The organism is Sedimentibacter sp. B4, assembly GCF_000309315.1.
Classification (GTDB): domain Bacteria; phylum Bacillota; class Clostridia; order Tissierellales; family Sedimentibacteraceae; genus Sedimentibacter; species Sedimentibacter saalensis.
The window spans coordinates 39,627-51,140 of sequence record NZ_CANG01000008.1 but is presented as its reverse complement, the minus strand read 5'-3'; the positions used below and the strand labels follow the sequence as shown (position 1 = coordinate 51,140).

Here is an 11,514-nt window from a genome sequence, read left to right as displayed (position 1 = left end):
ATCACTTAAGGAATATCCATTAAGTGATTTTTGTATTATACTTATAGTTTGTGTCTGCTCTTCATGTATTTTTTTACTCTTACGAGCACAATCACCAAAATGATTATTGCAGGTATCAGTATTGGTGAAACTGAAACAATGTAAATCAAAAGATTTTCAAATGTCCGTATGATGGAATTGACTGTCATTATAAACCCTTCTTTTGACTTATCCCACACATTATTCTTGCTTGCAAGGTTAAAATCAGCAGCAAGAACTTCATCCACCGTTATGTTGATTGTTGACATACCTGCTCTGTCATCTATATCCTTCAAGCTTATGTTAAGAGCATCTATTTCTGTTCTCACGCGCCTTAATTCATTTTCAATAAGAAGCATTTCTTCAACAGTCTGAGCCTTGTCAAACAATGATCTTAAATGTTCTTCCTGAACCTCAAGGTTTTTTACCTTGTTGTCCTTTTCATAATATTCCTTTGTTACGTCAGTTTCACTGATGTTCTTGATTTTAACCAGGCTTGAACTTTCAATGTAATTTATAAATTCATAAAAGCTTTCCTGAGGAACTCGTATTTTATGATTACCATACATGAGCCTTTCATCATTTTCAAAAACCTGGTAAACCTCTGAGCTGCTGTTTTCTATATATCCTCCAAGGTTTTGCACTTCAATAGTCATATTGTTTATAAAATTTTCATAATCTTTTGTTTCTACACGCAGACTTCCTGTTTTAATAATTTTCATTTCATTTTCAGGAGCGCTCATCAAACTGTATTGATTATCATATTTAGCCTTAGATTCTTCTGCTTCTGATGTGCCTCTTCCATCCATAGTAAAACCGTAGTCTGCATTTTCTGCCGGTGCTGCTGGAGCTTCGGTTGCTCCGTTATACTGTGCAGTATCATAAGACATTTCTGCCTTTGAATTTTTCATCCCCAGGTTGTTCATGCCGTATACAAGGAAAACCAGCACAAAAGCAGCGGCGAGGCTTCCGTATTTTACCCACCTGGACATTTTGTTTTTTGACCTTTTAGGAATTTCTGTTATTTCAGCAGGAGCCTCCTTTATATTTGGCTCATGAAACTCAGCCCTTTCAGCCTCAGCAGCAAGAAGTTTTTCATGCAATCTCTTGCAGTAACCTAAAGGCGGTTCTTCATCAGGAATTTCTTGCAACGCTTGTATAATTTTTTTGTATTCTTCAAGCTCTTTTTGGCATTCTTCACAATTCTTAAGGTGCTCATCAACCAATAGCTTTTCATTTTCATCTAATTCGTCATCAATGTATAATGACAATAATTCTCTCACTTCATTGCAATTCATTTTATCACCACCTTAGCTCTGAATGTTAAGTTCATTTTCAAGTATTTCTTTTAAACTTTTTCTGGCCCTGTTAAGCCTCGATTTAACCGTACCAAGATTGCAGTTGAGCATTTCTGATATTTCACTGTATGAAAACCCCTGAATGTCTCTAAGTATTATAATTGTTTTAAAATCATCCTCCAGTCTTCCAACGGCATCACTTATGAGCTTGCTGTTGAAATTCTTTTCAATCAATATGTCCGGGTTGTTGGTATCATCGGCAATTTCTATTTGAAATTCTTTATTGCCGCCTAAATCAATATTTTCATCAATGGAAACGACATTAATATTTTTTTTGCGTTTGAAATCAATGCATGTGTTAATAACAATCCTGTACATCCAGGATTTGAAGGAAGACTGCATATTGAAATTCTGTATGCTTTTATAAACCTTAATAAGCGCTTCCTGAGAGGCGTCTTCTGCGTCCTCAACATTTCGCAGCACTCTCAAGGCAATGTTGTAAGCTACTTTCTTATAATCTTTTATAAGCTCTTCGAAAGCATCAACATCACCGTTCCGGCTTTGCTCTACAAGCCATAGTTCATTGCCTTTCATCTTTTCACTCCGTTCGGTTATATTATTAGACGTTAACTGATTTTTATTTGTTCCAATAAATTTCGATTAAATATAAGTTTTTACGAACTGCACTGCTGATCTCCCTGTCCTGCCTCCGTTCTGCATTGCAAATTTCTTTGCATCGGCAAGCAGCTGTTCTTTAGAACTATATTTAACCTGATACTTTTCAGCAAGCCCAAGGACTATTTCAAAATATTCGTTTTGATTTGGTTCACTGTATAGTATTGTGAGTCCAAAGCGGTCTGCAAGGGATGTCTGTTCATTTATGGCATCTCTTAAGTGAACTTCGTTTTGTCTGTCAATCATGTTTTCCTTTATTAAATGTTTCCTGTTTGATGTAACATAAAACAATATGTTTGAAGGCTGCTCATATATGCTTCCTTCCACTGCAGATTTAAGATATTTGTATGAATTCTCATTGCTTTCAAATGACAGATCATCAATGAAAATAATGAAGTACATTCCTCTGTTTTTAAGTATATCTATTATTTTTGTTATGTAGTGAAGATTTTTCTTATCGACTTCAAGGAGTCTTAATTTGCTCTTCCCAAACATGGGTATGAGAGCCTTTACGCCTGTTGACTTTCCTGTTCCGCTGTCTCCAACCAACAGTGCATTAAGGGCAAATTTCCCTTGAATGAATTTTTCTGTGTTACTTATTATTTTATTTTTTTGATTTTCATATCCATAGATATTTTCCATGGCCACAGGTTTGAAATTGTCAACAGTTACAATTTTACCATCATCGTTTATGCTGAATGCATAATTGTTTCTAAATTCACCGCAGCCTGTTTTTTCAAACTCCGTGTAAATGAAATCGTATATTTCTTCTGATTTATGGCTTTTGAATATTTCAGTCAGAGGCTCATTGTTTTGATAGTTGATAAAGCTGTTTATGTCTCCTGCCTTGTCAGCCATTCCTTTAAGCGGAATATCATATATTTTTTTAAACAGTGATATATCGTGAAGAACTGCCTTTTTTATTTTTGCATCTATAACAAGTCCCTTTTCCCTTCTGAGGCTGAAGATGTTTTCATCTGACAGAATCTTATTTGACAAGTAGTCCCCTATGGAATCTACGTTTTTTACAAGCAGATTTCCGCACAAGTTGTAATATTCATTTGAATATTGTTCCTTGTTTTCAAAATTTGAGTTGTCGCTGTATTTAAAATATTTCTGGCACAATAAGTCGTAGCTTTTTATAATTTCATCATCAAGTAAATTTCTGAAAACCAACAAGTTTGAAAGTAATGTATCTGTCATAGCAGTTCTCCTTAGTTATTTTCAATAATTATATCACCATAAAAAACTATTAGCAACAAAAAAGCGCCCCTGGGGACGCTATTTACAATATTTAAAACAATATTTCTCCTGCTTCTTCCTGGCACACCTTAACCAATGTTCCGTCAATTATCAACTCTTCGCAAGCGTTGATGTCTTCGTATAGAGGTCTGTCTTCAGTAAGTACAGGAACTGATTTTCTAACAGCTTCATAAACTGGCTTTGTACCTTTTCCAAGGCCCTTGTTTCCTCTCATGTCAATTCCCTGGCAAGCGCACATGATTTCCATGGCAAGCACTCTTCTAACATTTTCCATTATTTCTCTGGACTTTCTGGCTGCAATTGTGCCCATTGACACGTGATCTTCCTGATTTGCAGAGGAAGGTATACTGTCAACAGATGCAGGATGGGAAAGCACCTTGTTTTCTGAAACCAATGATGCTGCAGAGTACTGAACTATCATGAAGCCTGAATTTATTCCTCCGTGTTCAACAAGAAATGCAGGCAGTCCGCTGAGAGCCGGGTTTACAAGTCTTTCCAGTCTCCTTTCGGATATGTCTGCTAATTCCGCCAGTGCAATTCCAAGAAAGTCAAAGCTAAGAGCCATAGGTTGGCCGTGGAAATTTCCGCCTGAAATTCCTTCCTTTGTTTCAGGGAATATAATAGGGTTATCTGTTACTGAATTTATTTCAATTTCAACTTTTTCCTTAACGTAGTTGATTGCATCCTTGCTTGCTCCGTGAACCTGAGGAGTACACCTTAGAGAGTAGGCATCCTGTACTCTTATATCTCCTTGTCTTGTAGTCATTTTGCTCTTTGCTAACAAATCAAGCATTATTCTTGCAGTGTCAATTTGTCCCTTGTGAGGTCTTACATCGTGAACCTTGTGGTCAAGAGCATCAACAATTCCATGATGTGCTTCGAAGCTTAGTGCTGCAGCTATGTCTGATATTTTAACAAGATTTAAGGCATCGTACACAGTCAGAGAACCAACCGCAGTCATAACCTGTGTTCCATTAATAAGTGCCAGACCTTCCTTTGATGTGAGTTCAATTACTGGAATTCCAGCTTTTTTCATGGCTTCTTCCCCTGTCAATACAGTTCCTTCATATTCTGCAATTCCAAGGCCAATCATTGGAAGAACCATGTGTGACAGAGGAGCCAAGTCACCGCTTGAACCAAGAGAACCTTTCTGAGGAACAACAGGATGAACTTTCTTGTTAAGCATTTCAATCATTGTGAGGATTGTTTCCAGTCTTGCTCCTGAATAACCCTTTGCAAGATTGTTGATTCGGAGCAAAATTATACCTCTTACTATTTCTGTATCAAATGGTTTTCCTGCTCCAACAGCATGTGTAATAATAAGATTTTTCTGAAGCAGTCTTGATTCATCTTTTGAAATAGAAACGTCGCTGAATTTTCCGAAACCTGTTGTGATTCCGTAAACAACATCACCGTTTTCAACAAAATCATCCACTATTTTTCTTGATGCCAATATTCTATCAACAGCTGACTGGGACAACTCAACTTTGCAATAATTTCTGCAAACCTCTGCAATTTCTTCAAGAGTTAATGTATTTCCTGTTATAATAACCTTTTCCATTTTTCGCTCCTTTTAGCCTTTCTTTGACAAAAATAAAAAGGCAAATTTCAGCATACTAAGTACACCAAAATTTGCCTCCTGTTATCTATTGTCTATAGGCTTATTTATTACAACAATTATATTACAAAACAAACTAATTGTCAATTACTCAGAACGTCTTACCACTAATTTGGCACGTACAACTACTGGAATATTTCCATCGGTTTTTTCCGGATAAACCACAATTTCATCACCTTCTTTAAGTGTTGAATGAGCAAAATTGGTAATTGTATCTGAATCCACATTGATGTCATATTCTCTGTTATCGTCGGAAACTCCATACACTCTGAGCATTCCGTTTGTGTCTCTTGAAATTTCTTTTACTGTTGCGTTTATCTTTGATGTTTCATCAAAATAGGACAAAAGTTCATTTCCTTTCGTATTTTCAACATAGTCAGCTATAAACTGATCCCCTTCTTTTAAGTTAAATCCTTTTGGATAATTGAATTTCAATTCTCCCATTTCTGTTATTGCAGTAATAAAATCATCTCCAACTTCCCCAACTGTGGCGGTAACTCTTTTAATTTCATCTCCATTTGTAGTCCTTCTCAGAGTATAGTCATAATACTGATCAGACACAGCATCATATGTTCCACCGTCAAGCTTGTTTATTCCGACGTATTCACCGAGAAAATAATTGCTTGCCCTTGCCTGGTCAACCTTGTAAGTGTTGACATTTTCTCCTTCCTGAACGTGAATGCCATCCTTGTCAATTTTTACAATTTTTCCCTGAGCACTGTACCTGCCCGGAGTATACTGCTGGGCGCTGCTTTCATTTCCGGGTCTTAAACTTTCCTGATATTCCTCCTTGTTTTCTGATCTAGAACAACCTGCAGATGAAAAAACAAGGGCTATTATTATAAATATAATAATTTTTTATTATTTTTCACACTTTACCTCCATATATTGATTTTCTTTTTTATTTTTTCCTGTTAAGTTTGTTATATTCTTCATATTGACAAATTAGTTGTAGTTTTTAAGAAATAATCATTTACAAATTATAATACTTTGTGCTATATTAATACTGTTTGTAGACTTTATTTTAATAAAATTTACGAAATGAAAATATTAATGAGGTACTGTATGGATTCGTTAGATATGCAAATTATTAAGAACATTGAGAAAGAAGGAAGAATTTCTCATGAAGAGCTTTCAAAAAGACTGAACTTGTCAAGACCTGCAATACATAACAGAGTTACAAAGCTTGAAGAGCAGGGTATAATTTCAGGCTACAGAGCGACTATTGACTGGGTTAAACTTGGTTTCACTACCAAAGCAATGATTTCCTTGAGAGTGAGAACCACAGATTACGATAAACTGTTGCTGCAATTAAAAAAACTCGAAATACCGAATTTAGTAATTGAAGAATGCCACATTGTCACCGGTACATGGTGTATAATAATGAAGGTAAGATGCACAACGCCACTTGAATTAAAAGCAATTCAAGATGAGCTGCATAAAATCGATAGTATTAAAGAATCATCAACATCTTTGATTTTGTCTTCAATTTATGATTAGCAATAAAAAACCAGCATGTAATGCATTAGTTAAAGTTTCATTTAACTAATGCCCTTTAGCTGGTTTTTGTTTTTATTTATCTTTCAGTGCCTTATCTACTGCTTCCTTAATTGCATTGCTTGTTACAGTTGCGCCGGTTACAACTTCAACATCAGTAGAGTCTGCCTCTTCAATCTTATCAGGCAGCTCTTCTATAGCTTTCGAACCAACACCTTGGGTTTCTTTTTCTCCGACAGCTTCAACAGAAACAATGTCATCACCATCTACTGTTACTGTTACAGTTACTTCTCCGCCGTATCCCTGAGCCGAACCTTGAAGTGTACCTGCTCCGGCTGCACCATTTCCGCCGTTCGTACCTGTTCCGTTGCCATTTGTGCCTGTTCCGTTTGTTCCTGTTCCGTTTGTTCCTGTGTTGTTGTCTGTATTGCCTGTGTTGTTGTCTGTATTGCCTGTGTTGTTGCCATTATTATCTGCACAAGCAACCAGACCCAAACTCATGATTATCATCACACATAATATCAATGCTATTTTTTTCATAATAACCTCCATGTTATTTAATTTCAAAAATAGTATAACCAAAATTATACCATTCATTAAAAATTTTCAAAAAAAAAGTTGCTTTGCAACAAAAAACCGGCAATTAATTGCCGGTTTTATTCTTTATTTAATTGTTAAATCAAGTGCAACTTTGTTTTCAAAAGATTTAACTATTGCTGCTATTATGTCTCCGTGTGCATCAGTCAAGCTCATAGTTGCTGTTGATGTAACATCTGCAAGCATTGCTTTTTCTTCAGCAGTTAAAGCATCATATTTAGCCTTGTCTTCAGGTTTATCAGATCCGTCCTTTAATGGTCTTCCGTTTAAGTCAGAAGTGTATTTGTCATTCCATTCTTTGATTTCTTCAACAGTCATTCCAAGGAACATGTCTTCGAAATAATCCATTTGATCTGTCCAAGTTCCTGTATTGAGTCTGTAGCTGTCTCCTCTTTCTCTCTTAGTCTTCCATCCTTCAACTTCTTTCTGGAATATTTCGTCTGTAACTGTAAGAGTTGCATCAACTTTTTCATCATGGTTTTCGTCATAGTTGTATGATTGTCCTGTAAAACCAGAGAAATGAGGCATTTCAGCTCCATCATAGTTTGGTGTTGCAACTTCAAGAATGTCTACGTTAAGAGATACAAGCTTTCCGTCCTTGTCAAACAATGAGTTTGCAAAAACCTTGTTAATGCTGTAAACCGGTACATCTTTGTCATCTTTTCCTGGTCCTAAACGAGGAACACTTACAAGAGCAGTTCCCTGTGAAGCTATTTCTTCAGTTTCTACAGGAATTCGGTTTTCATAAGCTTTTTTTATTGCAGCAACTATGTTACCGTGAGCATCTTTCAAGCTCATTGTTGCACTACCGATAACATCAGCAAGCATTGCTTTGTCTTCTTCGCTTAAAGCTTTATATTTTGCCTGATCTTCAGGCTTGTCTGAATCAGCTTTCAGAGGTCTGCCGTTTACATCTGATGTGTATTTATCAAACCAATTCTGAACTTCTTCAACAGTCATTCCAACAAACATATCCTGGAAGTAATCCATTTGGCTGGTCCAAGTTCCGGTAGCAAGCTTGTAGCTGTCTCCTCTTTCTCTCTTTGTGTTCCAGGAGTTTACTTCAGCTTTAAAATTATCTTCAGTGTCAACAGTCTTGGAATCTACAACTTCATCATGATTTTCATCATAGTTGTATCCCCCTTGTCCTGGGTATCCGCTGAAATGAGGCATTCCTTCTCCGTCATAGTTAGGAGTTGCAACTTCTAATATATCTACATAAAGAGAAAGAATTTTTCCGTTTTCATCGAACAATGCATTTGCAAACACGTCATTTGTACTGTATACAGGAGTTCCTGTATCATCCTTTCCAGGTCCCAGACGTCCGATGCTTGCAAGTCCAAATCCCTGGAACACTTTTGCAGCAGACTGTGAAATAGGATCTTTTTCTTCCTTAACCTCTTCTGTAGGAGCCGGATATTTTACAGGATCCAATGCATTGTTTACAGCATAAATTATTGCTTCGCTTGTATATGTAGCACCTGCAATAACGTCTACATCAGTTGAATTTGTTTCAACTATTTTAGCTGGAAGCTGGTCAATTGCATTTGAACCGATTCCATTTGTTTCGTTTTCGCCAACTGCTTCTACTTTTACTATTTTGTCTCCTTCTTTAGTTACTGTAACAGTAACTTCTCCGCCGAAACCTTTGCCAACACCTGTTAAAGTTTCTGTTGCCGGAGCTTGTTCCTTAGCACATGCAACAATGCTTAACAGCATCAAGGCACATACTGTGATTGAAATTAGTTTTTTCATGATACCCTCCCATTGAGATATATTCAGTATTTAAATACTGAACTACATAGAAAAATTTTCTTTGACAGTTAGAATGTTAAAAAATCTACATTTTTATTCAAACTGCTGCAAGAAAACGTATTTTTATAATACCACTTAAACTTTTTTTAGTCAATATAAACATAAGTCATAAACTGTGTTAAGAAAGTATAAAGAAAAGGTCATTCTTACTTATGAAATCTTAACACCCCTTTCATAACTTTAACACTGAATTAATACTTTCAGTGTTAAAATATTATTGCAATCTAGGAGGTGTCATATGGAATTAATTGTAGTGTTAATACTTATTGCATTATACTTTGTCGGTTTTAAATTTATAGACAACATATATAATTTATCTTCTCCCTGCGAAAAAAAATCTGCAAAGCAGGATGAAATCAATAAACTCAGTTCTTGCGGCGATATAAAAATGTCTGATGTTTTAATATATGGAAATGATGATTATTGCATTGAAATTTCTGCTGCATTGAAGAAATATAACTTAAGTTCCGAGACGTTCAATGACTTAAACAAACTCAATATGTCAAACTCCTATAAATTTTTGATTGCTGCAGGAAACTTAGATCTTGACAACCTCACCATTTGTTCAATCGGTACTAAGATGATGGATATAGATAAAGTATTTGCTGTGTGCAACCAGACTTACAGCAGGAAATTGTACGAAGAAAACAATATACATACATTTGAATCCTGTTGCGTTGCAGATAACATCGCACGGGTAGTGGCAACTTCAGCTGGGGGGACATTATGATTGAATTAAAAAAGATAAAACTAAGTTATACTGAAATAATAGTATTTGGTACATTTGCCATAATTTTTATGGGAGGCATTCTCTTAAGCCTTCCTGTTTCTTCAAGGCAAGGAATTTCAACTCCTTTCTTGGATTCTCTTTTCACGGCTGCTTCAGCTTTTTGCGTGACAGGCCTGGTGGTTTATGACACATATACCCACTGGTCTATGTTCGGTCAGACGATTATTCTTCTCTTGATTCAAATAGGTGGCTTAGGCTTCATGACTGTCATAACCTTGTTTTCACTGTTTCTAAGGAGAAAAATAGGACTAAAGGAAAGAAGACTTTTAATGGAATCGGCTAATACTTTCAAGATTGGAGGTATAGTGCTACTTGTCAAAAAAATCATTATAAGGACATTTATTTTTGAAAGCATAGGAGCATTTGTATTGTCATTGAACTTTTACAGCCGAATGGGTTTTAAGGAAGGATTATATAACGGAATTTTCCATTCAGTATCGGCATTTTGCAATGCTGGATTTGACCTGATGGGTAAATACGGACAAAACTCATCTCTGACGCATTTTTACGACAATCCTGTTGTAAACATCACCATTATGTCTCTTATAGTTATTGGCGGTCTTGGTTTTGTTGTCTGGGATGATGTGGCTTTAAACCATCTTGATTTTAAGAAGTACCAGCTTCATTCAAAACTTGTTCTTGTTGCTACAGCCGTCTTGATTTTCGGTGGTGCATTGTTATTTTTCTTCACAGAGAAAAATAACAGCATGCTGGGCATGAGCAATGGTGAAAAAGTTCTTGCCTCGCTGTTTCATTCCGTAACAACAAGAACAGCAGGGTTCAACACAATAAATCTTAACACAATGTCAGAAGGCGGGACACTTTTAACTATAATACTTATGATAATAGGAGGAAGTCCTGGCTCCACTGCCGGAGGAATTAAAACCACCACATTTATAGTCCTATTGCTGGGTGCATTGTCCAATGCAAAACAAAGCTCTGACATTTCAGTATTCAAGCGCAGGCTTGAAAGCGATGCCTTGAAAAAAGCAAGCGCCATTACTGTTATTTATATTACAACAGCACTTACTGCGGTAATGACCATATGTTCACTTCAAAATTTTTCATTGACAGAAGTCATGTTTGAAGTGTTTTCAGCCCTTGGAACAGTAGGGCTTTCACTGGGAATTACCTCAAACTTGAGCATAGTTCCAAAATTAATAATAACGCTTCTGATGTACGGCGGAAAAGTTGGTGTATTGTCTGTGGCGGTTGTTCTTGCAGAAAGAAAAGAACCTTCGCTGTTAAGCAGACCACTTGGTAAAATTATAATCGGATAGGAGAATAATATGAAATCAGTATTAATTATTGGAATGGGTGCCTTTGGACGTCATTTGGCCCTTAAAATGACAGAATTAAAAAATGACGTTATGATAGTTGACAAGGATGCTGCCATAATTGAAGACATGTCTTCTCAAGTAACCGATGCTCAAATTGGAGACTGCACAAAGGAAGATGTTTTAAGAGCTCTTGGTATTGGTAATTTTGATGTTTGTTTTGTAACAATAGGTGACACATTCCAGTCTTCACTTGAAATTACTTCGCTTTTAAAGGATTTGGGAGCAAAATACGTTATTTCTAAAGCCAGCAGGGATATTCAGGCAAAGTTTCTTTTAAAAAACGGTGCCGATGAAGTGGTTTATCCCGACAAGGATATGGCTGAAAAACTTGCCATAAGGTGCAGTGCCAACAATGTTCTTGATTATTTCTCTATATCAAACGACTACTCCATATTTGAAATACCCATCATGAAAAGCTGGACAGGAAGAAGCATTGAAGAAATCAATGTAAGAAAAAAACATCATATAAATATCCTTCTTATTAAAAGCGACAGCAATATAATGTCTCTGCCAAAAGCAGATTACATTTTTAAAGAAGATGACTTAGTACTTGTTCTAGGAAAATCAGAAGATGTACTGAGGTTTTCAGACAGCATATAAAAA

The 11,514-nt window shown here is 36.1% G+C and carries 11 protein-coding genes; 4 read left to right on the top strand and 7 right to left on the bottom strand.

All coding sequences use genetic code 11. The annotated features are described in order from the left end of the window. Positions 1-41: 41 nt before the first annotated feature. The 5 genes from BN358_RS01600 to BN358_RS01580 all read right to left on the bottom strand — a co-directional run bounded on the left by BN358_RS01600 (position 42) and on the right by BN358_RS01580 (position 5,433). Positions 42-1,316, bottom strand: coding sequence for a DUF4349 domain-containing protein (locus BN358_RS01600; protein ID WP_019227572.1), 1,275 nt, complete (start codon positions 1,314-1,316; stop codon positions 42-44). 12 nt (positions 1,317-1,328) lie between these two features. Continuing rightward, a complete protein-coding gene (locus BN358_RS01595; protein ID WP_019227571.1) occupies positions 1,329-1,910 on the bottom strand; it encodes an RNA polymerase sigma factor in 582 nt (193 codons plus the stop codon). A 66-nt stretch (positions 1,911-1,976) separates the two neighbouring features. Beyond that, positions 1,977-3,194 (bottom strand): ATP-binding protein, encoded by a 1,218-nt coding sequence (locus BN358_RS01590; protein ID WP_019227570.1) that lies wholly within the window; start codon positions 3,192-3,194, stop codon positions 1,977-1,979. Between the two features lie 91 nt (positions 3,195-3,285). After that, positions 3,286-4,815: a histidine ammonia-lyase gene (gene hutH / locus BN358_RS01585; RefSeq protein WP_019227569.1), complete on the bottom strand. Its 1,530-nt coding sequence runs from the start codon at positions 4,813-4,815 to the stop codon at positions 3,286-3,288. A 144-nt stretch (positions 4,816-4,959) separates the two neighbouring features. Continuing rightward, positions 4,960-5,433: a hypothetical protein gene (locus tag BN358_RS01580; protein ID WP_019227568.1), complete on the bottom strand. Its 474-nt coding sequence runs from the start codon at positions 5,431-5,433 to the stop codon at positions 4,960-4,962. Between the two features lie 504 nt (positions 5,434-5,937). On the opposite strand from BN358_RS01580, the gene BN358_RS01575 reads away from it, so the two are divergent. Continuing rightward, positions 5,938-6,372, top strand: a complete 435-nt coding sequence (locus BN358_RS01575; protein WP_019227567.1) for an Lrp/AsnC family transcriptional regulator — start codon at positions 5,938-5,940, stop codon at positions 6,370-6,372. 72 nt (positions 6,373-6,444) lie between these two features. Here the strand turns inward: BN358_RS01575 and BN358_RS25930 are convergent, their stop codons facing one another. Together BN358_RS25930 and BN358_RS22160 are read right to left on the bottom strand one after the other, a co-directional pair. After that, complete coding sequence (locus BN358_RS25930) at positions 6,445-6,909, bottom strand: FMN-binding protein (RefSeq protein ID WP_019227566.1); 465 nt, start codon at positions 6,907-6,909, stop codon at positions 6,445-6,447. Between the two features lie 123 nt (positions 6,910-7,032). Beyond that, positions 7,033-8,721, bottom strand: coding sequence for an FMN-binding protein (locus tag BN358_RS22160; RefSeq protein WP_019227565.1), 1,689 nt, complete (start codon positions 8,719-8,721; stop codon positions 7,033-7,035). A gap of 298 nt (positions 8,722-9,019) precedes the next feature. On the opposite strand from BN358_RS22160, the gene BN358_RS01550 reads away from it, so the two are divergent. The 3 genes from BN358_RS01550 to BN358_RS01540 are packed head-to-tail and all read left to right on the top strand — an operon-like array spanning position 9,020 to position 11,511. Then, entirely contained in the window at positions 9,020-9,511 is a 492-nt protein-coding gene (locus BN358_RS01550; protein WP_019227564.1) for a hypothetical protein, read from the top strand. Next, a complete protein-coding gene (locus tag BN358_RS01545; protein WP_019227563.1) occupies positions 9,508-10,851 on the top strand; it encodes a TrkH family potassium uptake protein in 1,344 nt (447 codons plus the stop codon). The genes BN358_RS01550 and BN358_RS01545 overlap by 4 nt, the downstream gene beginning before the upstream one ends. Positions 10,852-10,860: 9 nt before the next feature. Continuing rightward, complete coding sequence (locus tag BN358_RS01540) at positions 10,861-11,511, top strand: TrkA family potassium uptake protein (protein WP_019227562.1); 651 nt, start codon at positions 10,861-10,863, stop codon at positions 11,509-11,511. Positions 11,512-11,514: the final 3 nt, after the last annotated feature.

Bases quoted from the DNA above. Each gene is read 5' to 3' on its own strand.
- BN358_RS01540 (WP_019227562.1), top strand. From the start codon at position 10,861: ATGAAATCAGTATTAATTATTGGAATGGGTGCCTTTGGACGTCATTTG.
- BN358_RS25930 (WP_019227566.1), bottom strand. From the start codon at position 6,909: ATGAAAAAAATAGCATTGATATTATGTGTGATGATAATCATGAGTTTG.
- BN358_RS01590 (WP_019227570.1), bottom strand. From the start codon at position 3,194: ATGACAGATACATTACTTTCAAACTTGTTGGTTTTCAGAAATTTACTT.
- BN358_RS01600 (WP_019227572.1), bottom strand. From the start codon at position 1,316: ATGAATTGCAATGAAGTGAGAGAATTATTGTCATTATACATTGATGAC.
- BN358_RS01575 (WP_019227567.1), top strand. From the start codon at position 5,938: ATGGATTCGTTAGATATGCAAATTATTAAGAACATTGAGAAAGAAGGA.
- BN358_RS01595 (WP_019227571.1), bottom strand. From the start codon at position 1,910: ATGAAAGGCAATGAACTATGGCTTGTAGAGCAAAGCCGGAACGGTGAT.
- BN358_RS22160 (WP_019227565.1), bottom strand. From the start codon at position 8,721: ATGAAAAAACTAATTTCAATCACAGTATGTGCCTTGATGCTGTTAAGC.
- BN358_RS01550 (WP_019227564.1), top strand. From the start codon at position 9,020: ATGGAATTAATTGTAGTGTTAATACTTATTGCATTATACTTTGTCGGT.
- BN358_RS01545 (WP_019227563.1), top strand. From the start codon at position 9,508: ATGATTGAATTAAAAAAGATAAAACTAAGTTATACTGAAATAATAGTA.
- hutH (WP_019227569.1), bottom strand. From the start codon at position 4,815: ATGGAAAAGGTTATTATAACAGGAAATACATTAACTCTTGAAGAAATT.